Genomic DNA, 23,993 nt, shown 5'->3' on the forward strand with positions numbered 1-23,993 from the left:
ATGCGCGGGTGGTGAATCAGCGCGTTCGCCGGAATTTTCTGGAGATGGATACAGTGGCAGACGGACAGGGCAGACCCGGCGAAGGCAGTGCGGAAAAGCAGGCGCTTCGTTTCGTCCATCTGCGGGTGCATTCCGCCTATTCCCTGCTGGAAGGCGCACTGCAGGTCGCCAAGGTCATCGATCTCGCCACGTCCAACAAAAGCCCGGCCATCGCCATCACCGACACCAACAATCTGTTCGGGGCGCTCGAATTTGCCCAGAAGGGTTCGAAGTCCGGCTTGCAGCCGATCATCGGCTGCCAGCTCGACATCGCCTTTCACGACCAGGCGGAGGAAAGCCGCAGCGCCAACCGGCGCGAAGCGCTCGGGCTTGCGCCGCTCGTGCTGCTGGCGGCGACGGAAATCGGCTATGCCAATCTCGTCCGGCTTGTCAGCCGCGCCTATCTGGAAACGCCCGCCGGCGATCCCGTCCATGTTGCTGCCTCCTGGCTGCCGGGTCTTTCCGATGGAATCATCGTTCTTTCCGGCGGTCCCGAGGGGCCGATCGCCAAGGCGATCAAGGACGACCGCATCGACCGCGCCCGCCAGCGGCTCATCCATCTGCGCTCGCTCTATGGCGACCGGCTCTACGTCGAGCTGCAGCGTCATCGCGGCTATGACCGCGCCCTCGAAGCGACCCATATCGCGCTTGCCTATGAGCTGGAACTGCCTCTGGTCGCCACCAATGACGTGTTCTTCTCCAAGAGCGCCGACTATGAGGCGCATGATGCGTTGCTGGCCATTGCGGCGGGTTCACTGCTTTCCATCGACGATCGCCGCCGCCTGACGCCGGACCATTATCTCAAGACCGAAGACGAGATGGTGGCGCTGTTTGCCGATCTGCCCGAGGCGCTGGAAAATACCGTCGAGATCGCGCTGCGCTGTTCCTATTATCCGAAGAACCGCGCGCCGATTCTGCCGCGCTTCACCGGTGAAAGCGACGATCCCGAAGCGGCCCTGCAGGAGGAAGCCGACGAACTGGCCCGGCAGGCGCGGGAAGGCCTGGCAAGCCGCATCGAGACGCTCGGCATGGCTGATGGCCACACGGCGCAGGAATATGCCGAACGGCTGGAATATGAGATTTCCATCATCACCCGGATGAAATATCCGGGTTACTTCCTCATCGTTTCCGACTTCATCAAATGGGCGAAAGCCCATGATATTCCTGTCGGTCCCGGTCGTGGCTCCGGTGCGGGTTCGCTCGTTGCCTATGCGCTGACGATCACCGACGTCGATCCGCTGCGCTTCTCCCTGCTGTTCGAACGCTTCCTCAATCCCGACCGCGTCTCGATGCCCGACTTTGACATCGACTTCTGTCAGGAGCGGCGCGACGAGGTCATCCGCTATGTTCAGGCCAAGTATGGCCGCGATCAGGTGGCGCAGATCATCACCTTCGGAACGCTGCAGGCGCGCGCCGTGCTGCGCGACGTCGGCCGCGTGCTCGAAATGCCCTATGGGCAGGTGGACCGCCTGACCAAGATGGTTCCGGCCAACCCGGCCAATCCGGTGACGCTGGCAAAGGCCATCGAGGATGAGCCGCGCCTGCGCGAAGAGCGCGACAAGGAGCCGGTTGTCGAGCGCCTTCTGGACATTGCGCTGAAGCTGGAAGGCCTGTACCGCCACGCCTCGACCCACGCCGCCGGTATTGTCATCGGTGACCGTCCGCTGTCCGAACTTGTGCCGATGTACCGCGATCCGCGCTCGGACATGCCGGTCACGCAGTTCAACATGAAGATGGTGGAAGAGGCCGGGCTGGTCAAATTCGACTTTCTCGGCCTGAAAACCCTGACGGTGCTGCAGACTGCGGTCAATCTGGTCAAGCGGCGCGGTATCACCGTGGATTTGTCCAACCTGCCGCTCGATGACAAGCTCAGCTATGAAATGCTGTCGCGCGGCGAGACGGTTGGCGTGTTCCAGGTGGAAAGCACCGGCATGCGCAAGGCGCTGATCGGCATGAAGCCCGACCGGATCGAGGACATCATCGCGCTTGTGGCGCTGTACCGTCCGGGTCCGATGGAAAACATCCCGACCTACAACGCGCGCAAGAATGGCGACGAGGAGATGGCGTCGATCCATCCCAAGATCGACCATCTCGTCAAGGAAACCCAGGGCGTCATCATCTACCAGGAACAGGTGATGCAGATCGCGCAGGAAATGTCCGGCTATACGCTGGGCGAAGCCGATCTTCTGCGCCGTGCCATGGGTAAGAAGATCCGCTCCGAGATGGACATGCAGCGCGTCCGTTTCGTTGACGGCGCGGTGGAACGCGGCGTGACCAAGCCGCAGGCCAACTTCATTTTCGACCTGCTCGCCAAGTTCGCCGACTACGGCTTCAACAAGTCGCACGCCGCCGCCTATGCCATCGTGTCGTTCCAGACCGCCTATATGAAGGCGCATTATCCTGTCGAGTTCCTCGCTTCATCGATGACCTACGATATGGCGAACACCGACAAGCTCAACGATTTCCGCCGCGAAGCGCTGCGGCTGGGCATCGAGGTGGTCACCCCTTCGGTCAACACGTCGTTCCGCCTGTTTGAAGTCGGCGACAACCGTATTTTCTATTCGCTCGCCGCCATCAAGGGCGTGGGCGAGGCGGCGGTCGATCATATCGTCGAGAAGCGCGGCGACGCGCCCTATGCCAGCCTCGAGGATTTCTGCGAACGCATCGATCCGCGCGTCGTCAACCGGCGCGTGTTTGAAAGCCTGATCAATGCCGGGGCGTTCGACTGCTTCGGGCGGGAACGCCCGGCGCTCATTGCCGGTCTCGACCGCATCATCGGCCATGCGCAGCGCACGCAGGAAGACAGTGTCAGCGGGCAGGCGGACATTTTTGGCGGCATGGCCGCAGGCGGATCGCAAGGGCTGCAGCTGCCCAATGCGGCGCCATGGCTGTCGGCGGAAAAACTGCGGCGCGAATTCGAAGCGGCGGGTTTTTACCTCTCCGCCCATCCGCTCGACGAATACCGGCCGATCCTGGAAAAGATGCGGGTGCAGAGCTGGGCCGAATTTTCCGCTGCGGTCAAGCGCGGCGCCAATGCCGGACGGCTTGCCGGAACTATCACCGCCAAGCAGGAACGCAAGACCAAGACCGGCAACAAGATGGGCATCATCCAGTTTTCCGATGCATCGGGCCAGTTCGAGGCGGTGCTTTTCTCCGAGGCGCTGGCGCAATACCGCGATCTCTTGGAGCCGGGACGCTCCGTCGTGGTGACGGTCGGCGCCGAAGACCGGCCAGAGGGCATCAGCCTGCGCATCCAGACGGCGCAGTCGCTTGAGGATGAAGCCACGCGCATGCAGAAGGCCTTGCGCCTCTATATGCGCTCCAGCGAGCCGCTGAGCGCCATCACGCCCTATCTCGCCCCGCAGAATGACGGCCAGATCGTCTCGCTCATCCTGATCAAGGAGAATGGCGCTAGCGAAGTGGAGATCGAACTGCCCAACCGCTACCGCGTCGGCCCGCAGGTCGCCAGCGCCATGAAGGCCATTCCCGGCGTCGTCGATGTGGAGATGGTTTAGGCGCAGCCACAGCTGCAGTGAGGCCGGTTGGACTGTATCGATCGATCCCTCCCAAACCGCAAGATCGGTCGAGCGCTGTATATCCGCAAGGGGCTAGCTGGTGGCGCCACGGAGGAACAGGCGATGAAGGCGGCACTTGAAAACTACCATGCCCGGATGCAACGGGTGCTGGATCACATCGAACAGCATCTTGACGATGATCTGGGCCTGGAAGCGCTGAGCAGCGTCGCGGCGTTCTCGAAATACCATTTCCACCGGCAGTTCATGTCGACCTTCGGGTTATCAGTGCATCGCTATGTCCAGCTTGCCCGTATGAAGCGCGCTTCGTATCGGCTGGCCTACATAGACGCCCAAAGCGTCACGGATATAGCGATGGATGCCGGTTACGACGCACCCGATGCCTTCGCCCGCGCCTTTCGGCAACGGTTCGGGCAATCGCCTTCGTCGTTCCGAAAATCTCCCGATTGGGAGCCGTGGCTTGCGGTCTTCGGGCCTTTTGACAATGCAAGGAGCAAGCTCATGCAGAAGACTTTTACCACGATTGACGTGACGATTCGCGATGTGGCCCCGACGCGGGTGGCGATCATGGAACATCGGGGTGACCCCGCGATGATCGGTGCCACCATCCAGCGGTTCATCGCTTGGCGCAAGGCCGCTGGCCTGCACCCCAGGACAAGCCCGACCTTCACGGTCTGGCATTCCGAGCGGCGTCCCGCATCGCCCGCCGATTACAGCATGGACCTTTGTGTCGGCACCGACCAGCCGATCGAGGCGAACGGCGAGCAGATCAAGGCCGGCGAGATTCCCGGTGGTCGCTGTGCGGTGCTGCGCGTCGTCGGCAACACCGACAATCTGGAGCCCGCCGCGCTCTATCTGTATCGCGACTGGCTTCCGGCCAGCGGCGAGGAAGCGCGTGACTTCCCGATCTATTGCCAGCGTCTGAGCTTCTTCCCGGAGGTGCCGGAGCATGAGGCGGTTGCGGAGCTGTTTCTGCCGCTGAAATAGCGCCGGTCAATGGTGGCCTGGCTATCTCTCCTTCGCTTTGCCGCAAAAGGCATCTTGTGTGGTGCGTGGTTCGACAGGCTTACCATGAGGGAGTGCTAGGATTGCAGGGAGTTATATCCTGCAGGATTGCTCATACCTCGATGTTTCCGAATAGTCTTGCAGCCCACCCAGCCCCTCATGGTGAGCTTGTCGAACCACGCACAAATGGTCTTGCAGCAGGGCCGGATTCAATCTTTTAAACAAATCTGACAAACCTTTGAATCAAATCAATCAATCTCGTCCGGGACCGGCCGTGTCCTTTGCCTGATCTTGCCGAAGGTATAGCCGGTTTCGACGGCATTGTTGCCGAATTTTCCGCGCAGCTTGTCGATGGCCGTCTCCGCCACGGCCCGCTTGGTCGCCTGCACATCGACGAGGTCGAGCGGATCGGCGCGGCCATCGTCGCTGAGATCACTCACGCCGATGCCGATGAGCCGGAACCGCGTGCCATCGATCTCCTTTTCCAGAAGCGCCAGTCCCGTGCGGAAAATCCGGTCGGCAAGCTGGGTCGGGTCGGCCAATTGCCGGTTGCGGGTCTTCAGCTTGAAATCGCTCGACTTGAGCTTGAGAACCACCGTCCGGCCGGCAATGTCGGCGGCCTTCAGGCGGCGCGACACTTTTTCAGAGAGCGAGCGCAGAATTGGAACCAGCTCTTCCAGCGTGCCGATATCCTCGTTGAATGTCGTTTCCGCCGATACGCTCTTGGATTCGCCGTCCGGCTCCACCCTGCGCGTGTCGATGCCGCGCGACAGTTGGTAAAGGCGCTGGCCCATGCTGCCATAGGCAGCCATCAGCGCGCCAAGCTCCATGGTTTGCAATTGGCCGATGGTGCGGATGCCGTCCCGTTCCAGCGTGGCGGCAAACACCTTGCCGACACCCCAGATCATCGTCACCGGCTTGTCATGCAGGAAATGCGGCGTTTCCGCTTCGCCGATGACGGAAAAGCCGCGCGGCTTGTCGAAATCCGAGGCGATTTTTGCCAGGAACTTGCAATAGGACAGGCCGACAGAAACCGACAGGCCCATTTCCTTTTCCACGCGGTTGGAAAACTGCGCCATGACCCGCACCGGCGGATCGTGGTGCAGGCGCTGCGTGCCCGACAGGTCGAGAAACGCCTCGTCGATCGACAGCGGTTCCACCTGCGGCGTCAGATCGCGCATCATCTGGCGGATTTCGCGCCCCACGCGCACATATTTTTCCATGTTCGGACTGATGACCACCGCATGCGGGCAGGCCTCCAGCGCCTTGAACATCGGCATGGCGGATTTCACGCCGTGAATGCGCGCGACATAACAGGCGGTGGAGACCACACCGCGCTTGCCGCCGCCGATGATGACGGGCTTGTTGCGCAGCTCCGGATTGTCGCGTTTTTCCACCGAGGCATAGAATGCATCGCAATCCACATGGGCAATGGAGAGCCTGTAGAGTTCCGGATGGCGCAGCAGGCGCGGGCTGCCGCATTGCTGGCAGCGGCGCCCGGTCGAGGTCTGCGCTGTCAGACAGTCGCGGCAGAATCCAAATTCAGGATCGTTGAGGGGGGCCATGATGCTCGGAACATAAATAGAACATGCCGAACTTACTGAAGAGACAGGCCGCTTGCAAGCCGTTTGCGCGTTAGTACACATCCTCCTGCCGTCCGCCCGGCAGCAGCCGCAGCGCCTGCTGGAACAGCGTAGGGTCCGTCTCTGTCGCTTCGCAGTAGCGCATCAGGGTCGGCTCATGCGCCAGGTAGAACTGCAGCACGCCGGCCAGAAATCCCGGCTCCTGCGCCGCCTGGCGGATTTGATCCGCCGTGATGCCGGTGAGGGCAAGAAAGCGCGGCAGCAATTCACTGTCCTGCGCCAGGAAAACCAGGGCATTGATCGCCAGATCCTGTGCATTCTCGAGGTTCATCTGCTGTTTCATTCTGCCTGTCTGTCCCGAAATGTGTGTTCATCCGAACACCCTTGAAAACAATATTCCCGTTTGACCGCCTGCCGCGACCCCATTGCAGGCGGAAGGGCCAATGACCAATTGAATCTCTACAAAAGAAGATGTTCAATAAAGCCTTGGTTAAACATGATCTGCAGCATTTTTTGACCGCCGTGAAGAGTTACCTTTTCATCAATCAAAACGCGCTATTACTTGCATCCATTCAATGATGCTGCGGTGGGAGCCTTGTCAAGGCGGCAATCCCACGCCACGCATGATCAACGGGACGTTGCCAATGGTGAAGAAAGTCATGATTGTCGAGGACAATGAGCTCAACATGAAGCTCTTCCGCGACCTTATCGAAGCCAGCGGCTATGAAACGATCCGCACACGCAACGGTCTCGAAGCCCTCGATCTGGCGCGCGAGCATCGCCCCGACCTGATCCTCATGGATATCCAGCTGCCGGAGGTTTCCGGGCTCGAAGTGACCAAATGGCTGAAGGCGGATGATGATCTGCATGTGATCCCCATCATCGCCGTCACGGCCTTCGCGATGAAGGGCGACGAGGAACGTATCCGGCAGGGCGGCTGCGAGGCCTATATATCCAAGCCGATTTCCGTGCCGAAATTCATCGAAACCATCAAATCCTACCTTGGCGACGCTTGACCCGTCAGTTTTCCCGGAGAAGTGAACTATGACGGCCCGCATACTTGTCGTAGATGATGTTCCTGCCAACGTGAAGCTTCTGGAAGCGCGGTTGAGCGCCGAATATTATGAAGTCGTGACGGCGTCGAACGGCTATGAAGCGCTGGAATTCTGTGAAAACAACAGCGTCGATGTCATCCTTCTCGATGTCATGATGCCGGGCATGGACGGGTTCGAGGTCTGCCGCCGGCTGAAATCGCAGCCCGCCACCGCGCATATCCCGGTCATTCTGGTGACAGCGCTTGATCAGGATATGGACCGGATCACCGGATTGAACTTCGGCGCCGATGATTTTCTCACCAAGCCGGTCAACGACCTGCAACTGCTTGCCCGGGTGAAAAGCCTGGTGCGGCTGAAGAATCTCACCGACGAATTGCGGCTGCGGGTGGCAACGACCCGCGATGTCGGCCTCGAATCCATCCTGCGCTTTCCCAGCGGTGTCGAAGCCATAGCCCGGGATGCCAAGGTGCTGCTCATCGACGAGCGGCCCGGCAGCGTCGAACGAATCAGAACCATTCTGGCGGAAGAATGCACCGTCGACGTGCAGACCGATCCGCAGACGGGTTTTTTCGACGCCATTCAGGGCAATCACGACTGCCTGATCATCGCATCGAGCTTTGCCGATTACGATCCGCTGCGCATTTGCGCGCAGTTGCGCTCGCTCGATAACACGCGGTCGATGCCGATCATATTCGTCGCGGATCAAGGCGAGGAACCGAAGGTCCGCCGCGCGCTGGAGCTTGGCGTCAACGATTATGTGGTGCGGCCGCTCAATTCCAACGAATTGCTGGCGCGCCTGCGCACGCAGCTGCGCCGCAAGGCCTATCATGACGGCCTGCGCGCCAGTGTCGTCAAGACCTACGAGATGGCCGTCACCGACAGCCTGACGGGCCTGCACAACCGGCTGTATCTGGAAACGCACCTGGCAACCCTGTTCAAGCGCGCCGTGGATCGCCGCCGTCCGCTGTCGATCCTGATGACGGACATCGACCGCTTCAAGCTGATCAACGACACCTACGGCCATGATGGCGGGGATGAGGTGCTGCGCGAATTCGCCCAGCGCCTGCGCCGCAACGTGCGCGGCAGCGACCTCGCCAGCCGCTATGGCGGGGAAGAGTTCTTCATCGTCATGCCCGATACGGACCTGACGATGGCGGCCATTGTCGCCGAGCGTATCCGGCGTGAAGTGGCCTCGACGCCGTTTTTCGTCGATGACGGCGCCACCAGCGTGCCGGTGACCATCAGCATCGGCATTGCCAGCGTGCAGTCGAAGGATGACAGCGTGCAGAACATGCTCAAGCGTGCGGACGAGGCGCTGTATGGCGCCAAGGCGTCGGGCCGCAACAAGGTTGTCTCCGAGGCGGCCTGAGGCCGCCCGAATCGGATTGCCAATCCCCGGAAACAAAAATGCCGCCCGAAGGCGGCATTTTGAACATGCGGGAAAATCCAGGATTACTTGATCTTGGTTTCCTTGAATTCAACGTGCTTGCGTACGACCGGGTCGTACTTGCGGAAAGAGAACTTCTCTGTCTTCGTACGGCTGTTCTTGCTCGTAACGTAGAAGAAACCGGTGTCAGCGGTCGACAGAAGCTTGATCTTGATATTTGCAGCCTTAGCCATTTTCAGTTTACCTGTCTTTATTAGAAGAGGACCGCCGTTCAGTCCAACAACGTGGCTATAAGCGGAAATTCAGTCGGACATGTACCAACACCCGCCGAAAAGTCAAGCTAGTTCCTGCGTCTTATCAGCCGGGAACCGACCAGAAGCGCGTAACCGGCGAAGAATATTGCCAGCGACACCGCAAATCCGCCGGGGCCCATCGCATCCATGCCAAGCCCCAGTGCCTGCGGACCCACCAGCATGCCGACGGCATAGCAGAACACAAACGCCGCATTGGCCGAGGCGAGTTCGCGCCCCGTAAGCTGTGAGCCCAAATGCGCAAGGCCGACCGTGTAGAGCCCGGCCACCACGCCGCCCCAGATGAAGAACAGGCCCGCCACCAGATACCAGTTGGCGGTGATGAAGGGCAGGATGCACATGCCGGCAAGCCCGACCAGCGCGCAGACAAGCAGGATCTTGCGGCGGTCCTGCACATGGTCGCTCAGCAGGCCGATGGGGATCTGCATCAGCACATTGCCAAGGCCGATCGTGGTCAGGAGCAGGGCGGCATCCGCCTCGCTGTAGCCGATGCGCGAGCCGTAGACCGGAAACAGCGCGAAGCCGCCGGTTTCCACCGCGCCGAACACGAAGACGGCGGCCGTTGCCGTCGGCACCGCCCAGATGAAGGGCGCGAAGGGCACGTGTTCTTCCTCGTGAAAATCGGGGCTTTCCTTCCAGGCAAGGAGAACAGGGAGCATGGCGAAAATGATGATGCCGAAGCCGACGGCAAACGGCGTGATGCCGGTGCTGCCGATGCGCGAAAACAGCCAGGGCCCGAGCGCAAAGCCCATGGACAGCACCGTGGCATAGACGCCGAGCACCAGCCCGCGTTTTTCCGGCGGCGCGGCGGTGTTGATCCAGTATTCCGACAGGATGAACAGCATGGTCAGGGCGAAATGCAGGAAGACGCGCAACACCACCCAGACCCAGAAATCGCTGAAGACATAGAAGCCGAAGAAGGAGCAGGCGCCGATCAGAAGCATCAGCAGCAGGGTAGGCACCACGCCGAGACGGGCGGCGATGGAGGCGGCGAAGGGCGCGGCAACGATGGAGGCGATGCCGGCAACCGCCGCATTGAGGCCGATCATCGTGGCGGAATGGCCGCGATTTTCCAGGATGACGCTGAGCAGCGGAATGCCAAGGCCGATGGCGACACCGACGGCACTGATCGTCGCGATGGCCGCAACAAGGGCGCGCCAGGATGACCGGACCACGATCTGGTCGGACGTCTTCTGCATTGCATCCATGAACTAGAAGACCTCTCGGACGAAGCGCCCGTATTTCATGCGGTATTCAACGACGGTGTGGCCGGGTTGCAGGGCCGGATTGGTCTCCAGCACCGCCTGCGCCTCCTGGATGATGGCGCGGGTGATCGTCGGAATATCGAGCTTCAGGGCGTCGTTGAAGGGGAGCCAGCACAGCTCCTCGAGCTCGAGCGACGGTCCGGTGCCTTCGGGCAGGCTGTCGGCCACCGCTTCGCGGAAGGCCATGAAAAAGCGCGTGTCGAAGCGGCGCGAGCCGCCGGGCGGCGTGGTGGCGCGGGCGAAATAGCGCATGGCCGAAAGGTCGGGCAGGATGCCGCGCTGGTCAAAGGCCGCCCAGTCGGGGTGGCCGATGGCGGCGGGGGCGTGCCGGCCGAGGAACAGCCCGGCTTCCTCAAATGTCTCGCGGATGGCGGAAAGGGCGAGGGCGCGGCAGCGCTGGATGCTGGGGCGCGTGCCCATGCCTTTCAAAAGATTGCCCTCGTCGGCCGGCGTCAGCTCGCCGAAGGCGGCAATCCGGCCATCGGCCCGTTCGGTGCGCCCGCCCGGAAACACGAATTTCCCCGGCATGAAGACATGGCGCATGTGGCGCCGGCCCATGAGGATGCGCAGTTCCTTGCCCGTGCGGTCAACGAGCAGCAGCGATGCGGCATCGCGCGGCCGCAGGCGGGCATGTGCGGCTTTGGCAGGCGCGGATTTGTCGAGGTCGCTCAATGGCATCGTGTCACCGTTCCGGCGGTTCCAGCTCATCGGTTTCGCCGCCGAAACCATGCATGTAATTGGCCCATTGCAATCCAATGATCGCGCCCTTTATCGGTTGGAGCAGGGCGATGGACATGGCAACCGTGAGGGGTGCCCAGATTGCCAGATGCACCCAGCTTGAAAGCAGGACGAGCGTTTCCACCGCGAGGAATCCGCCCAGCACAATATGGCCTACAATTGTGATGGTTATATAAGCAGGAAAATCATCGGCTTGCTGGTGGGTATAGTCCTCGCCGCAGACGGCGCAGCGGTCGACCGATTTGACGAAGGCGCGGAACAGTTTTCCTTCGCCGCAATGCGGGCAGCGGCTGCGAAAGCCGCGCCACATGGCCTGCCCCACCGGGCGGACGGGTCTTGCCGGGGCAGTATCCGCACCAAAAATATGTTCCGTCATCCCTTACCTCTTCGCCCGCCGCGGGAAAACCCGCCCGGACGTTTCTGGCTTCCGCGCGCAAAACGCTTGGCCTTGTGGTGCGAGCGCACGCCGCTTGGAACGGCATGCGGTTCGGTCAGCATTTCGAACCGCAATGCACCCGCCACCGGCAGGGCCTCGATCAGGCGCACATCGACGATATCGCCCAGCCGGAAGCCCTTGCCGCTTCTTTCGCCCGAAAGGGCATGGTTGGTTTCGTCGTAAAGATAGTAATCATCGCCGAGGGTTGAAATGGGAATAAAGCCATCGGCACCATATGTCGCAAGGGCAACGAACAGCCCGGCCTTGGTCACGCCGGAAATCCGCCCCTGGAAACTGCTGCCGACCTGTCCGGCGAGGTGATGGGCGATCAGCCGGTCGACCGTGTCGCGCTCGGCCGCCATGGCGCGCCGCTCCGAGGTGGAAATCAGCGCGGCGATCTCCGGCAGGTCTTCCTCTTCCTTGCGGGTGATGCCGTCGGGGCCGAGCGCCAGCGCCGCGATCAGCGCGCGGTGCACGATCAAATCGGCGTAACGGCGGATCGGCGAGGTGAAGTGCGCATATTTCTGCAGGTTGAGACCGAAATGGCCAATATTCTCGGGGTTGTATTCCGCCTGCGACTGCGAGCGCAGGACGACCTGGTTGACCAGTTCCTGCTGTTCGCTGCCTTCGACGCGCTTGAGAATATGGTTGAACTGGTTCGGGCGCAGTTCGGCGCCGCGCGCCAGCGAAATATCCAGCGTGCGCAAAAACTCGCGCAGAATTTCCTGCTTGGCCAGCGAGGGCGCGTCATGGATGCGGAAGATCAGCGGCTGGCGCTTGCGCTCCAGCGTTTCGGCGGCGGCGACATTTGCCTGGATCATGAATTCTTCGATGAGCTTGTGCGCATCGAGCCGCGGCGGAATCACCACCTTGTCGACCTTGCCTTCCGGCGTCAGCAGGATTTTCTTTTCCGGCAGGTCGAGTTCCAGCGGTTCGCGGGAATCGCGCCCGCGCTTGAGCACGGCGTAGGCTGCCCAGAGCGGCTTCAGGATGCTGTCGAGAATGGGCGCCGTCTTCTCGTCGGTCGCACCGTCAATGGCCGCCTGTGCCTGCGGATAGGACAGGCGCGCATGCGAGCGCATCATGATGCGGTGGAATGTGTGCGAAATCTTGCGCCCGTCGGCACCGAAAATCATGCGCACGGCAAGGGCGGGGCGGTCGACCAGTTCCTTCAGCGAGCACAGGTCGTTGGAAATGCGCTCGGGCAGCATGGGAACGACGCGGTCGGGGAAATAGACCGAATTGCCGCGCTTCAACGCTTCGCGGTCGAGCGCCGAACCCGGTGTGATGTAGGCGGCGACGTCGGCGATGGCGACGGTGGCGATGAATCCGCCGGGATTCTTCTCGTCCGTGTCCGCTTCGGCGCAGACGGCATCGTCGTGATCCTTGGCGTCGGCCGGATCGATGGTGACAAGCGGCACGTGCCGCCAGTCCTCCCGGTGCGCCATGGTGGCGGGCTTGGCCTTTTCCGCCTCGGCAATGACGCTGTCGGGAAACACATGCGGGATTTCATGCTCGTGGATGGCGATCATCGACAGCGCCCGCTCGCTGGCGACGGAGCCGATGATCTGGCTGATCCGGGCAAGCGCCAGCCCGTAGCGGCCGATCTTGCTCACTTCGACTTCAACGAGGTCGTTCGCCTTGGCATTGTTCAGCTGGGCCGGGTCGACGGAAAGCTCCGCCTGCCGCCGCTCCACCGGCTCGATCCGCCATTCGCCATTGTCGAGATGGCGCAGCACGCCCAGTACCGCATCCTTGCGGTGTTCTATGCGCTTGATGACGCGGGCCGTATAGGCCGGACCGCTGGGATCGGCGCCTTGAAAAATGCGGGCGAGAACGCGGTCGCCGACGCCGGGCGTCGGGCCCTTCTGGTTGCGCGAGGCGCGGATGAAAACGGTAGGCGGCCGGTCCTCGTGATCGGCAGGCCATTCGGCCGGCTTGGCAATCAGCCCGCCATCGCCGTCGCGTCCGGTGATATCGAGGACGGCAACGCTCGGCAGGCTGCCGGGGACGGCAAGGCGCTTTGCCCGCTTTTCCACAAGGCCGTCATCGGCCAGATCGCGCAGAATGTCTTTCAGGCCGATGCGTGCATCGCCCTTGAGGTTGAAAGCCTTGGCGATATCGCGCTTGCCCGCGCGGTCCGGATTCTCCTTGATGAACTGGAGAATTTCCTCGCGGCCCGGCAGATAGGGCTCGCGACCGGTGTCTGCGGAACTGGCAGGCCGCTTTTTTCCTTTGGGTGGAGAGATACGGCGTGCCAATGTTCGGGTCCTTAACTAGCTTTTTTCGTCGCCGCCTTTTTGGCGGCTGGTTTCTTGGCGGCGGGCTTTTTCGCCGCTGCCTTGCGGGCAGGGGCTTTCTTGGTGCCCTTGGCCCCGGCCTTCTCGGCGATCAGCAGCAGAGCTTCCTCGACGGTGACGGTTGCCGGGTCCTTGCCCTTCGGCAGGGTCGCGTTGACCTTGCCCCAATTGACATAGGGACCGTATTTGCCGTCGCGCACGGTGATCGGTCCGCCATCGGGATGTTCGCCCAGATCCTTCAGCGCCGCCGGTGTACCGCGCCCGCGGCCCGGGCCCTTGGCCAGCTTTTCCGCCAGCACCGTGACGGCGCGGTTGAGGCCGATGGAGAACACGTCCTCCGCGCTTTCCAGATTGGCATAGGTGCCGTCATGCGAGAGGTAGGGGCCATACCGGCCGATACCCGCCGAAATCATCTTGGCCGATTCGGGATGCTGGCCCACATCCCTTGGCAGGGACAGGAGCGCCAGCGCCTTTTCATGGTCCATGGCGTCGATGGTCCAGCCCTTCGGCAGGCTGGCGCGCTTGGCTTCCTTGCCGTCGCCGCGCTGCACATAGGGGCCGAAACGGCCGTTGCGCACGCTGACGTCCTCGTCGGTATAGGGATCCTTGCCAAGCACCTTCGGCTCGTCGCCATTGCCGTTCTCGCCGGAGGCTTCGCTGCCGCCGAGCTGACGGGTGAACTTGCATTCCGGATAGTTCGAGCAGCCGACGAACGCGCCGTACTTGCCGAGCTTCAGCGAGAGATTGCCGGTTCCGCAGACCTGGCAGATGCGCGGGTCGCTGCCGTCTTCGCGCGGCGGGAAGACGAGCGGGCCGAGCTGGTCGTTCAGCGCATCGAGAACATTGGTGACGCGCAGTTCCTTGATGCCGTCGACCGAACCGAAGAAATCGGTCCAGAAGTCGCGCAGGACATCCTTCCAGCGCAGCTTGCCGTCGGAAATCTCGTCGAGCTTTTCCTCCAGATCGGCGGTGAAATCATATTCCACGTAGCGCTGGAAAAAGCTCTCGAGGAAGGCAATGACCAGACGGCCCTTGGCTTCGGGAATGAGCTTGCGCTTTTCGATGGTGATGTATTCGCGGTCGCGCAGGGTGGCGAGGGTCGCCGCATAGGTCGAGGGACGGCCGATGCCGAGCTCTTCCATCCGCTTGATCAGCGTGGCTTCGGAATAACGCGGCGGCGGTTCGGTCGAGTGCTGCGTCGCGTTGATCTTTTCGCGGGCGAGGGCCTCGCCGGCGCGGATCTCGGGCAGGCGGGCGCCGTCCTCATCGACATCCTCTTCCTCGCGGTGATCCACATAGGCACCGAGGAAGCCGTCGAACTTCACCACGGAACCATTGGCGCGCAACTGGGCAAAACTTGAACCGTTCTGCGCGTCAATGTCCACGACGGTCCGTTCGATATCGGCCGACTGCATCTGGCTGGCGATGGCGCGCTTCCAGATCAGCTCATAGAGCCGCGCCTGGTCGGCATCGAGGAACTGGCGCACATCCTTCGGGTGGCGGTTGAAATCGGTCGGGCGGATGGCTTCGTGCGCTTCCTGGGCGTTCTTCGCCTTGGTCGAGTAGAAGCGCGGCTTCTCCGGCACGTATTTTTCGCCGAACACCTTGCTGATCGTCTGGCGCGCGGCCTGAACCGCCTCTGGCGCCATCTGCACGCCGTCCGTACGCATATAGGTGATCAGACCGGCGGTCTCGCCGCCAAGGTCCATACCCTCATACAGCCGCTGGGCGATCTGCATGGTGCGCGAGGCCGAGAAGCCGAGCTGGCCGGATGCCGCCTGCTGCAGGGTGGAGGTGGTGAAGGGCGGCCCGGGATTGCGCTTGGTCGGCTTGGCTTCGACGGATGCCGCCTTGAAGCTTGCGCCCTCCAGCATGGTGCACAGCGCACCCGCCTGTTCGGCGTTCTTGATATCGAGCTTGGCAAGCTTCTTGCCGTCGACGGAAATCAGCCGGGCTTCGAAGCCGTCATTGCGCGGCGTCTTCAAGAGCGCTGCAATGTTCCAGTATTCCTCGCGCACAAAGCGTTCGATCTCGGCTTCGCGATCGGCAACGAGCCGCAGGGCGACCGATTGCACGCGGCCGGCGGAGCGGGCGCCGGGCAGTTTGCGCCAGAGCACCGGCGACAGGGTGAAGCCGAAGAGATAGTCAAGCGCACGCCGAGCGAGATAGGCATCCACCAGCGGCATGTCGATGTCGCGCGGATTGGCCATGGCGTCAAGCACCGCGTTCTTGGTGATCGCATTGAACACCACGCGCTTGACCGGCTTGGTGCCAATGGCCTTCTTCTGCCGCAGCACTTCCAGGACGTGCCAGGAGATTGCTTCACCCTCGCGATCCGGATCGGTTGCGAGAATGAGGCCGTCACTGTCCTTCAAGGCCTTGACGATATCGCCCAGACGTTTGGCCGATGCCCCGTCGACTTCCCACGACATGGCGAAATCTTCATCCGGACGTACGGACCCATCCTTGGCAGGCAGATCACGGACATGGCCGAACGAGGCCAGAACCGTATAGCCTGAACCCAGATATTTGTTGATTGTTTTAGCCTTGGCGGGCGATTCGACGACGACAACGTTCATTATTGAATTGGGCTTTCCTGCTCTTGTCACATTACAAAAGCACAGTTTTCACTTCGAAACAGGTCTTGTGAAATGAACAGGCTTGCTCGGAACGTCAAGGCCTGTGCGTGAAAAATCGTTAAATGCAACTTAAAGTTGCTATTTGAAATATTGCAATTAATGATATTATCCATGCGTCTCAGGCGCTTTATTGAGAAAGGCAGCGAGTCCCGCCTTTTTTAAGAAAGCGAATCACTATTTGATTGTTTTTGTGGAGGTTCGGACTGGCAAACTGTGAAATCCACCGGATTAAAGACCTATATAATATAACTTTATTTATTTCTGTATAAATGCGTATTTAAGGACGAAGTCATGGGTGAGAACAAGTTCAGTCGGACAGAAAACATAAGATATATTCAGCAAATGCTGGGAGAATTGCGCAGTATGGCCAAGTTGAATGACCTGGACATGCTGGCCTATCTGATCGAAATCGCTTACATCGAAAGCAATGATCTTTTGGCAAAAGAGACAAACATTGTCTCCCCTTTAAAGAAGCGAAACACTTCCACCTGAGTGACGCTGCAGCCGGCCGGCCAGATCGAGTTCGAGCAGAATAAGCGAAATGGCCGCCGGATGAATTCCGCTTGTCCTGATGAGGTCGTCGACATCGGCGGGCGTTGGACCCAAAAGGGTGACGATCCGGTCGCGGTCTGTCTCGTCGGGCGGGGGAATGGACGGAAAGGCGGATTCCGGCGCGAAAAACGCCGTATCGTCGAGGGAGGGCCGGTCCACAAGCGGTCCGATGGCCGACAGGATGTCGGCGGTTTCAGTCACAAGAATGGCGCCGTTCTTCAAGAGGGCATTGGTGCCCTTGGCCCTCGGATCGAGCGGCGAACCGGGGACGGCGAAAACCAGGCGGCCGAGTTCTCCGGCAAACCGGGCGCTGATCAGCGAGCCGGATCGCTCCGCCGCCTCGACAACCAGCAGGCCTAGGGAAAGCGCCGCGATGATCCTGTTGCGGCGCGGAAAATCCCGGGCGCGCGGCTCCCAGCCGAACGGCATTTCGCTGATGACGGCGCCGCCGCTTGCGGGGATCGCTGCGAAGAGATCGAGATTGTCAGGCGGATAGGGCTTGTCCAGGCCGCCGGCCATGACGGCAACCGTGCCGCTATCAAGGCTTGCCTCATGCGCTGCCTTGTCGATGCCGCGGGCAAGCCCGGAGATGACGGCATAGCCTGCCTGTCCCAATTCCCGTGCAATGATCCGCGTGAGTTTGATCCCGATGAGCGAGGCATTGCGCGCGCCGACAATGGCGACAGCCGGAAGGCGAAACACCGCCGCATCGCCCTTGATCGCCACCAGCGGCGGCGGATTGTCGGCGTGGCGCAGATAGCGGGGATAGTCGGGTTCGCCGATACCGGTGAAGACCGCACCCACGCGCGCGGCCATCGCCATTTCGCGCCGGGCCTCGTCGAAGCTGGCGATCCGGATGGGACGGCGGCCGCCGCCGCGCCGCACCAGTTCCGGCAGCATTTCCAGAGCGTCGGAAGCCGAGCCGTAGCGGGCAATCAGGTGGCGGAAGGTGACCGGGCCGACATTCTCACTGCGGATCAGCCGAAGCCAGCTCAGTCGCTGGCTGTCAGAAAGGCGGATGCCTTTCTGATCCTCCGTCACCCCTTGGACCCGATCTTGCCCTCGGTGCCGGCCAGGAGGCGCTCGATATTGGCGCGGTGCTTGATGAAGACGATGACCGTCAGGATGAGGAAGAGCAGGGCGATGGCGTGGTAGCCCATGACATAGAGAATGATCGGGGTGGCAACCGCCGCGATCAGCGCCGACAGCGAGGAATAGCGGGTGGTGTAGGCAATGATCAGCCAGATGGCGGCGAAGATCAGCGCCACCTGCCAGACGAGGCCGAGCAGGACGCCAAGATAGGTGGCCACGCCCTTGCCGCCCTTGAATTTCAGCCAGACCGGAAAGATGTGCCCGAGAAAGGCGCCGAGACCGGCGACAATGGCGGCCTGCGGGCTGATGGCGCCGGCGATCAGTACGGCAGCGGTTCCCTTGAACATGTCGAGCAGCAGCGTTGCCGCCGCCAGCTTCTTGTTGCCGGTGCGCAGAACATTGGTGGCGCCGATATTGCCGGAGCCGATGCTGCGCACGTCGCCGAGGCCCGCAAGCCGTGTCAGGATCAGCCCGAACGGAATGGAGCCGAGCAGGTAGCCCAGGACCAGCGCGGCGAAAAGATATCCTGCCTGCCCGTTGATGAAATCCGACATGCTCTCTTCCCCGGTTTTCTCTTCAGATGGTGAAAACGGACTTGCCCGCCACAAATGTCTGCAGAACGCGGCCCTGGAAACGTGCGCTTTCAAAACAGCTGTTCTTGGAGCGCGACCGCAGCTGTTCTTCCTTCACAATCCACGGCTCGTCAAGATCGACTATGGTCATATCCGCCCGGGCGCCCGGCTTGAGCGTGCCCGCATCGAGGCCGAAAATTTTGGCGGGGCCGCTGGAAAGCGCCTCGACGATGCGGATCAGCGGCACATCGCCATTGTGATAGAGCCGCAGGGCGGCGCCGAGCAGTGTTTCCAGGCCGATGGCCCCGGCCGCCGCATCGGCGAAGGGCAGGCGCTTGGTGTCGACATCCTGCGGATCGTGCGACGAGACGATGATGTCGATGGTGCCGTTGCGCAGTGCCTCGACCATGGCCAGCCGGTCTTCTTCGAGCCGCAGCGGCGGCTGCAGGCGGAAGAAGGTGCGGAATTCGCCGATGTCGTTCTCATTGAGCGAAAGATGGTTGATGGAGACGGCGGCGGTGGCATTGACGCCGTTCTGTTTGGCGCGGGCCACCACCTCGGCGGACATGGCCGTCGAGATTTGCGCGGCGTGATAGGTGCCCTTGGTCAGCGCGGCAAGACGCAGGTCGCGTTCGAGCGGAATGACTTCGGCTTCGCGCGGCGTGCCGGAAAGGCCGAGCCAGCTGGCGTAGAGGCCTTCATTCATCACGCCCGATATGCCGAGATAGGGATCCTGTGTCTCGTGCGACAGGACAACCCCGAAATCCCTGGCATAGGTGAGCGCGCGGCGTAAGAGCTGCGTATCGGCGATGGAATGGCGCCCTTCCGTGATCGCCACGGCACCCGCCGCGCGCAGCAGGCCGATTTCGGTCATTTCCTGGCCCTGCAGCCCCTTGGTGACCGCCGCAGCCGGATAGACATTGACCACGGCCGTATCGCGCGCCGTGCGGCGGACGAATTCGACCAGCGCCACATTGTCGATCACCGGATCGGTGTCCGGCATCATGATGATGGAGGTCACGCCGCCGGCGGCTGCCGCATGGCTGGCCGAGGCGATGGTTTCGCGGTGTTCGCCACCGGGCTCGCCGATGAAGACGCGGGCATCGACGAGGCCCGGCAAGACGGTTTTTCCCGTGCAGTCGATAACAGTCGCGCCTTCGGGCGCACCCTGGTTGCGGGCATCGGCGCCGCTGGCAACGATGCTGCCGCCCCTGATGATGATTGTTCCGGTCTCATCGAGACCGCGGGATGGATCGACGATCCGGGCATTGTGCAGAACGGTCGTGCTCATCCCGCTACTCCTTCCGCGTTGCGGCGCGGGTCCAGCAGCGCTTCCATCACCGCCATGCGCACGGCAACGCCCATTTCAACCTGTTCCTGAATGACGCTCTGCGAGCCGTCGGCCACATCCGAGGCGATTTCGACGCCGCGGTTCATCGGTCCGGGATGCATGACCAGCGCGTCGGGCTTGGCATGCCTGAGCTTTTCGCGATCAAGCCCGTGATAGTGGAAATATTCACGCACCGACGGCACGAAGGCGCCCGCCATGCGCTCGCGCTGCAGGCGCAGCATCATCACCACGTCGGCGTCTTTCAGGCCGTCTTCCATCGAGTTGAAAACCTCGACGCCCATCTGGCTGATCCCGGCGGGCAAAAGGGTCGACGGGGCAATCACCCGCACCCGTGCCCCGAGGGCATTGAGCAGGAGAATGTTGGAGCGGGCGACGCGCGAATGCAGCACGTCGCCGCAGATCGCCACGATCAGCCGGGCAACCTTGCCCTTGGCGCGCCGGATCGTCAGCGCATCGAGCAACGCCTGCGTCGGGTGTTCATGCGCGCCGTCGCCGGCATTGACCACTGAGCAGCCCACCTTTTGCGCCAGCAGGGCGGCGGCACCGGCCGAGCCATGCCGGATGATCAGGATATCCGGCCGCATCGCATTCAGCGTCATGGCGGTATCGATCAGCGTTTCGCCCTTTTTCACCGAGGAATTGCCGACCGACATGTTCATCACATCGGCGCCGAGCCGTTTTCCGGCCAGCTCGAAGGATGACTGTGTCCGGGTCGATGCCTCGAAGAACAGGTTGATCTGCGTCCGCCCGCGCAGGACACTCTTTTTCTTCTCGGACTGGCGCGAAACCGCGATCTCGCTGTCGGCAAGGTCGAGAAGAATATTGATGTCCTCGGGGGAAAGGTTCTTGATGCCAAGCAAATGGCGGTGGGGAAACAGGAGGGGGAGCGTTTTTGATGTCATATCAAGTCCCCCCTATAGGCTTGATGCCGCCGCCCCGCAAGCGTTTGGCAGCATATCCCGCCCTGTTCCCCCTAAAAAATCCCTTGTTCTTATAAGTTCGTGACGCTGCATGAATATCGTGCGTGGTTCGACAAGCTCACCATGAGGGAGGTGGTTCGACTGCAGGGCTCATCACAAACGTTGCAGAATAGTGCTCCCTGCAATCCCCCGTTTCCCCTCATGGTGAGCTTGTCGAACCACGCACGATGCCGATGCAACGAAGCAAGGCCCCTAATGCGCCTCGGCGGCCAGAATGGCCTCGCTGCGGATTTCTTCCGTCAGCTTCAGCCGCATCTGGGTAAACTCCGGGCTTGCCTTCACCGTATAATGCCGGGGATGGCCGAGCGGCACGGGCATGATGGATTTGATCCGGCCCGGCCGTGCCGACATCGTCACCACCCGCGACGCCATGAAGATCGCTTCCTCGATATCGTGCGTGACGAAGATGACGGTTTTCTGCTCGTGCTCCCAGATGCCGAGCAGCAGCTCCTGCATCAGCCCGCGCGTCTGGTTGTCGAGCGCGCCGAAGGGTTCGTCGAGCAGCAGGATTTTTGGATTGTTGGCCAGCGCCCGGGCAATCGCCGTGCGCTGCTGCATGCCGCCCGACAGCTGTTTCGGCCAGTGGTTTTCGAAACCGCGCAGGCCCACCTTGTCGATATAGGAGGCGACGATGTCGCGCTTTTCCTTTTCTGCAACGCCGCGTTCGCGCAGGCCGAAGCCGATATTCTGCTCGATGGTCAGCCACGGAAACAGCGTATAGGACTGGAACACCACGCCGCGATCCGCGCCTGGGCCTGTCACGTCCTGCCCGTCGAGCGTCACGGTGCCGCTGGTCGGACGGTCGAGCCCGGCGACAATGCGCAGGAGCGTGGACTTGCCGCACCCGGACGGTCCGAGGATCGAAACGAAGTCGTTGTGCGCCACGGTGAGGTCGGTGGGTTGCAGCGCCTCGGTCGGCTTGCCGCCGTGCACGCCCGGAAAAATGCGGCTGACGCCTTTGATGACGAGCGTGCTCATGCGAGCCTCCAGGCGAAAAGCCGGCGATTGACCGATTTGAACAGGAAATCCGAAATCAGGCCGATGACTCCGATGACGATGATGCCGAAAATGATCTGCCCGGTGGCGAGCAGCGCCTGGCTGTTGATGATCATGTAGCCGATGCCCGAGGAGGCACCGATCATTTCGGCAACGATGACATAGGTCCAGGCCCAGCCGAGCACCAGCCGCAATGTTTCGGCGATATCCGGTGCATTGGCCGGGATGAGGACACGCTTGACGATGCCGCTGTCATTGGCGCCGAGCGTATAGGCGGCTTCCACCAGATCGCGGCGCGTATTGGCGACGGCCACGGCCACCATCAGGATGATCTGGAACACCGCGCCGATGAAAATCACCAGCAGTTTCTGCATCTCGCCGATACCCGCCCACAGGATCAGGAGCGGAATGAAGGCCGAGGCGGGAAGATACCGGGCAAAGGAGACGAAGGGTTCCAGCATGGCCTCGATGGGCTTGTAGGCGCCCATGGCAATGCCGAGGGGAACGGCGATAATGGCCGCGATGACAAAGCCGCCGACAACCCGCCAGATCGTCATGCCGATATCGTAGAGAAAATTCTGCTGGGACAACAGGAGCCAGCCGTCATGCAGCATGGTCAGGGGATCGGCGAGGAATGTGCTGGATACGAAGCCGCCGAAGGTGGCGGCGGACCATGCCGCAATAAACAGGATAAAGAAGAGGACGCCAAGCAGGACGCGTGACGACGCCCCGATCGGCTGGAGAGGTTGAACCATGAGTGTTCCGATGCAAAGAGTGAAGGTATAACCCTAGGAGTGCCGATGTTGTCCGGTTGAAGTGGCTGCAAGCTGCAGTGCGTGGTTCGACAAGCTCACCATGAGGGAGGTGGTTTGATGCAAGGCCAATCCGATGGGTTGCAGAATAGTGCTCCCTGCAATCCCCCACCTCCCTCATGGTGAGCTTGTCGAACCACGCACCCTCCTCTTGCAGCCATCAGCTGATTACTTGATGAAGCTGGTATCGACGATGGTGCTGATATCCGGCTTCTTCTTGATGACGCCGATTTCAAGCAGAAGGTCTGCCGCCTCGTCGGAGAATTTGGCAAAATCCTTCTCGAAGAAGGCCTGGTTGGCTGCCTTGTCCTGCCAGCGCAGATATTGTGCCGAATTGCCGAACACCTCTGCCGTCTGCTTCACGTCGGCACCCATGATCGCGTAGGCCTTGTCCTTGTCGGCTGCGATGAGCTCCAGCGCGTCGAAGTAGCTCTTGGCGAAGGCCTTGGCCGCTTCCGGATTCTTTTCGAGGAATGCATTGGTGCAGCCGAACGTGTCCATCACGACGGGATAATCCAGCGTGGTGGCGATGATCTTGCCCTTGTCCGGGGCGGCACGCACGGTGGAGAGATAGGGCTCATAGGTCATCGCCGCGTCGTTCTGCCCGGCAACGAAGGCCTGGGCCGCCGGTCCCGGCTCGAGATTGACGACCTTGACGTCCTTCAGCGACAGGCCGTTGTGCTTCAGCATCCATGCCAGGACGAAATAGGGCGATGTGCCGGGCGCCGATGCGGCGATGGCCTTGCCCTTGAGGTCGGAAATCTTGGCGACGTCGCTGCGCACGACCATGCCGTCGGCGCCGAACGACTTGTCCATCTGGAAAATCTGCTTGGTGGCGACGCCATTGGCGTTCCAGGCGATCCAGGTTTCCACCGTGGTGGCGGCGCACTGCACGTCGCCCGATGCCAGCGCCAGATGGCGGCTTGCCTGCGGAATCTTGGTCAGCGTGACGTCAAGGCCGTTCTTCTTGAAGATGCCGGCCTCCTTGGCCAGCGTCAGCGGGGCAAAGCCGGTCCAGCCGGACAGGCCGACGGAAACCGCCGTGTCCGCCTGTGACGGGACGGCGGATGCCAGAAGCGCCGCGCATGCAGCGCCGAGATACCATTTGAATTTCATCTGATTGACCCCTTTGTTCATTTTTTTGGCACGATGAATATAGAGGCATGATAGGCAGGCAGCTTTTCATTTGTCTAGACATAAGCTTGCGCCCGGATACAGAAAAAGCTGCCTGAGACATTTTGCATCGGCGCCGTCATTCGGCTAGAAGAAGATGGATCGGTTAACCGCTTGTCAGAACCTTCATTCCATAAATGCGCGACTCATGATTGCGGCGCTGACGTGTTCGGA

Annotated in this window: 20 protein-coding genes; 5 read left to right on the forward strand and 15 right to left on the reverse strand. The window is 61.4% G+C overall.

All coding sequences use genetic code 11. From position 1 onward, the window contains the following. Window positions 1-44: 44 nt before the first annotated feature. Both dnaE and ACZ5FP_RS10635 read left to right on the forward strand, forming a co-directional pair. Window positions 45-3,554, forward strand: coding sequence for a DNA polymerase III subunit alpha (dnaE, locus tag ACZ5FP_RS10630; RefSeq protein WP_464660025.1), 3,510 nt, complete (start codon window positions 45-47; stop codon window positions 3,552-3,554). A 123-nt stretch (window positions 3,555-3,677) separates the two neighbouring features. Continuing rightward, on the forward strand, window positions 3,678-4,559 hold the full coding sequence (locus ACZ5FP_RS10635; protein WP_464660027.1) for an AraC family transcriptional regulator: 882 nt from the start codon (window positions 3,678-3,680) through the stop codon (window positions 4,557-4,559). A gap of 266 nt (window positions 4,560-4,825) precedes the next feature. Here ACZ5FP_RS10635 and ACZ5FP_RS10640 read toward each other — a convergent pair whose 3' ends face one another. Together ACZ5FP_RS10640 and ACZ5FP_RS10645 are read right to left on the reverse strand one after the other, a co-directional pair. Beyond that, window positions 4,826-6,142 (reverse strand): DNA polymerase IV, encoded by a 1,317-nt coding sequence (locus tag ACZ5FP_RS10640; protein WP_464660029.1) that lies wholly within the window; start codon window positions 6,140-6,142, stop codon window positions 4,826-4,828. A gap of 70 nt (window positions 6,143-6,212) precedes the next feature. Continuing rightward, entirely contained in the window at window positions 6,213-6,503 is a 291-nt protein-coding gene (locus ACZ5FP_RS10645) for a DUF3572 domain-containing protein (RefSeq protein ID WP_464660031.1), read from the reverse strand. Between the two features lie 301 nt (window positions 6,504-6,804). Here ACZ5FP_RS10645 and ACZ5FP_RS10650 point away from each other — a divergent pair, with 301 nt between their 5' ends. Beyond that, the gene (locus ACZ5FP_RS10650) at window positions 6,805-7,176 is read left to right on the forward strand and encodes a response regulator (RefSeq protein ID WP_008122893.1); all 372 of its coding nucleotides are present in this window, start codon (window positions 6,805-6,807) and stop codon (window positions 7,174-7,176) included. 28 nt (window positions 7,177-7,204) lie between these two features. Then, the gene (locus tag ACZ5FP_RS10655; RefSeq protein ID WP_464660032.1) at window positions 7,205-8,584 is read left to right on the forward strand and encodes a PleD family two-component system response regulator; all 1,380 of its coding nucleotides are present in this window, start codon (window positions 7,205-7,207) and stop codon (window positions 8,582-8,584) included. A gap of 83 nt (window positions 8,585-8,667) precedes the next feature. On the opposite strand, the gene rpmG is transcribed toward ACZ5FP_RS10655, so the two are convergent. The 6 genes from rpmG to topA all read right to left on the reverse strand — a co-directional run bounded on the left by rpmG (window position 8,668) and on the right by topA (window position 16,231). Further along, on the reverse strand, window positions 8,668-8,835 hold the full coding sequence (rpmG, locus tag ACZ5FP_RS10660) for a 50S ribosomal protein L33 (protein ID WP_105735448.1): 168 nt from the start codon (window positions 8,833-8,835) through the stop codon (window positions 8,668-8,670). A 107-nt stretch (window positions 8,836-8,942) separates the two neighbouring features. Continuing rightward, window positions 8,943-10,121, reverse strand: coding sequence for an MFS transporter (locus ACZ5FP_RS10665; RefSeq protein ID WP_346307232.1), 1,179 nt, complete (start codon window positions 10,119-10,121; stop codon window positions 8,943-8,945). Window positions 10,122-10,124: 3 nt separating this feature from the next. Further along, complete coding sequence (locus tag ACZ5FP_RS10670; RefSeq protein WP_464660034.1) at window positions 10,125-10,856, reverse strand: NUDIX hydrolase; 732 nt, start codon at window positions 10,854-10,856, stop codon at window positions 10,125-10,127. Between the two features lie 4 nt (window positions 10,857-10,860). After that, window positions 10,861-11,292 (reverse strand): DUF983 domain-containing protein, encoded by a 432-nt coding sequence (locus ACZ5FP_RS10675; RefSeq protein ID WP_288195063.1) that lies wholly within the window; start codon window positions 11,290-11,292, stop codon window positions 10,861-10,863. Next, window positions 11,289-13,613 carry a ribonuclease R gene (rnr, locus tag ACZ5FP_RS10680; RefSeq protein ID WP_464660035.1) on the reverse strand — a complete coding sequence of 775 codons (2,325 nt, stop codon included), beginning with the start codon at window positions 13,611-13,613 and terminating at the stop codon, window positions 11,289-11,291. The genes ACZ5FP_RS10675 and rnr overlap by 4 nt, the downstream gene beginning before the upstream one ends. A gap of 11 nt (window positions 13,614-13,624) precedes the next feature. Then, on the reverse strand, window positions 13,625-16,231 hold the full coding sequence (gene topA, locus ACZ5FP_RS10685; protein WP_464660037.1) for a type I DNA topoisomerase: 2,607 nt from the start codon (window positions 16,229-16,231) through the stop codon (window positions 13,625-13,627). 351 nt (window positions 16,232-16,582) lie between these two features. Here topA and ACZ5FP_RS10690 point away from each other — a divergent pair, with 351 nt between their 5' ends. After that, window positions 16,583-16,783: a hypothetical protein gene (locus ACZ5FP_RS10690; RefSeq protein WP_223615165.1), complete on the forward strand. Its 201-nt coding sequence runs from the start codon at window positions 16,583-16,585 to the stop codon at window positions 16,781-16,783. On the opposite strand, the gene dprA is transcribed toward ACZ5FP_RS10690, so the two are convergent. The 7 genes from dprA to ACZ5FP_RS10725 form a co-directional block, all read right to left on the reverse strand. Continuing rightward, window positions 16,757-17,884 carry a DNA-processing protein DprA gene (dprA, locus tag ACZ5FP_RS10695; RefSeq protein ID WP_464660039.1) on the reverse strand — a complete coding sequence of 376 codons (1,128 nt, stop codon included), beginning with the start codon at window positions 17,882-17,884 and terminating at the stop codon, window positions 16,757-16,759. The genes ACZ5FP_RS10690 and dprA overlap by 27 nt on opposite strands. Continuing rightward, window positions 17,881-18,489 carry a glycerol-3-phosphate 1-O-acyltransferase PlsY gene (plsY, locus tag ACZ5FP_RS10700; RefSeq protein ID WP_464660041.1) on the reverse strand — a complete coding sequence of 203 codons (609 nt, stop codon included), beginning with the start codon at window positions 18,487-18,489 and terminating at the stop codon, window positions 17,881-17,883. The genes dprA and plsY overlap by 4 nt, the downstream gene beginning before the upstream one ends. Window positions 18,490-18,511: 22 nt before the next feature. Next, a complete protein-coding gene (locus ACZ5FP_RS10705; protein ID WP_464660042.1) occupies window positions 18,512-19,798 on the reverse strand; it encodes a dihydroorotase in 1,287 nt (428 codons plus the stop codon). Continuing rightward, window positions 19,795-20,760 (reverse strand): aspartate carbamoyltransferase catalytic subunit, encoded by a 966-nt coding sequence (locus ACZ5FP_RS10710; protein ID WP_464660044.1) that lies wholly within the window; start codon window positions 20,758-20,760, stop codon window positions 19,795-19,797. The genes ACZ5FP_RS10705 and ACZ5FP_RS10710 overlap by 4 nt, the downstream gene beginning before the upstream one ends. A 270-nt stretch (window positions 20,761-21,030) precedes the next feature. Continuing rightward, on the reverse strand, window positions 21,031-21,816 hold the full coding sequence (locus ACZ5FP_RS10715; RefSeq protein WP_464660046.1) for an ABC transporter ATP-binding protein: 786 nt from the start codon (window positions 21,814-21,816) through the stop codon (window positions 21,031-21,033). Next, complete coding sequence (locus ACZ5FP_RS10720; protein WP_223615159.1) at window positions 21,813-22,589, reverse strand: ABC transporter permease; 777 nt, start codon at window positions 22,587-22,589, stop codon at window positions 21,813-21,815. Before ACZ5FP_RS10720 ends, ACZ5FP_RS10715 begins: the two co-directional genes overlap by 4 nt. A gap of 225 nt (window positions 22,590-22,814) precedes the next feature. After that, a complete protein-coding gene (locus ACZ5FP_RS10725) occupies window positions 22,815-23,762 on the reverse strand; it encodes an ABC transporter substrate-binding protein (RefSeq protein WP_346307223.1) in 948 nt (315 codons plus the stop codon). Window positions 23,763-23,993: the final 231 nt, after the last annotated feature.

It is taken from the genome of Phyllobacterium sp. T2-21, assembly GCF_055378485.1.

Excerpts from the sequence above, each read along its gene's own strand:
- ACZ5FP_RS10725 (WP_346307223.1), bottom strand. The coding sequence starts at position 23,762 with ATGAAATTCAAATGGTATCTCGGCGCTGCATGCGCGGCGCTTCTGGCA.
- ACZ5FP_RS10720 (WP_223615159.1), bottom strand. The coding sequence starts at position 22,589 with ATGGTTCAACCTCTCCAGCCGATCGGGGCGTCGTCACGCGTCCTGCTT.
- ACZ5FP_RS10715 (WP_464660046.1), bottom strand. The coding sequence starts at position 21,816 with ATGAGCACGCTCGTCATCAAAGGCGTCAGCCGCATTTTTCCGGGCGTG.
- ACZ5FP_RS10710 (WP_464660044.1), bottom strand. The coding sequence starts at position 20,760 with ATGACATCAAAAACGCTCCCCCTCCTGTTTCCCCACCGCCATTTGCTT.
- topA (WP_464660037.1), bottom strand. The coding sequence starts at position 16,231 with ATGAACGTTGTCGTCGTCGAATCGCCCGCCAAGGCTAAAACAATCAAC.
- ACZ5FP_RS10665 (WP_346307232.1), bottom strand. The coding sequence starts at position 10,121 with ATGGATGCAATGCAGAAGACGTCCGACCAGATCGTGGTCCGGTCATCC.
- plsY (WP_464660041.1), bottom strand. The coding sequence starts at position 18,489 with ATGTCGGATTTCATCAACGGGCAGGCAGGATATCTTTTCGCCGCGCTG.
- rpmG (WP_105735448.1), bottom strand. The coding sequence starts at position 8,835 with ATGGCTAAGGCTGCAAATATCAAGATCAAGCTTCTGTCGACCGCTGAC.
- dnaE (WP_464660025.1), top strand. The coding sequence starts at position 45 with ATGGATACAGTGGCAGACGGACAGGGCAGACCCGGCGAAGGCAGTGCG.
- ACZ5FP_RS10635 (WP_464660027.1), top strand. The coding sequence starts at position 3,678 with ATGAAGGCGGCACTTGAAAACTACCATGCCCGGATGCAACGGGTGCTG.
- ACZ5FP_RS10670 (WP_464660034.1), bottom strand. The coding sequence starts at position 10,856 with ATGCCATTGAGCGACCTCGACAAATCCGCGCCTGCCAAAGCCGCACAT.
- ACZ5FP_RS10705 (WP_464660042.1), bottom strand. The coding sequence starts at position 19,798 with ATGAGCACGACCGTTCTGCACAATGCCCGGATCGTCGATCCATCCCGC.
- ACZ5FP_RS10690 (WP_223615165.1), top strand. The coding sequence starts at position 16,583 with ATGGGTGAGAACAAGTTCAGTCGGACAGAAAACATAAGATATATTCAG.
- ACZ5FP_RS10645 (WP_464660031.1), bottom strand. The coding sequence starts at position 6,503 with ATGAAACAGCAGATGAACCTCGAGAATGCACAGGATCTGGCGATCAAT.
- ACZ5FP_RS10650 (WP_008122893.1), top strand. The coding sequence starts at position 6,805 with ATGGTGAAGAAAGTCATGATTGTCGAGGACAATGAGCTCAACATGAAG.
- ACZ5FP_RS10640 (WP_464660029.1), bottom strand. The coding sequence starts at position 6,142 with ATGGCCCCCCTCAACGATCCTGAATTTGGATTCTGCCGCGACTGTCTG.
- ACZ5FP_RS10655 (WP_464660032.1), top strand. The coding sequence starts at position 7,205 with ATGACGGCCCGCATACTTGTCGTAGATGATGTTCCTGCCAACGTGAAG.
- ACZ5FP_RS10675 (WP_288195063.1), bottom strand. The coding sequence starts at position 11,292 with ATGACGGAACATATTTTTGGTGCGGATACTGCCCCGGCAAGACCCGTC.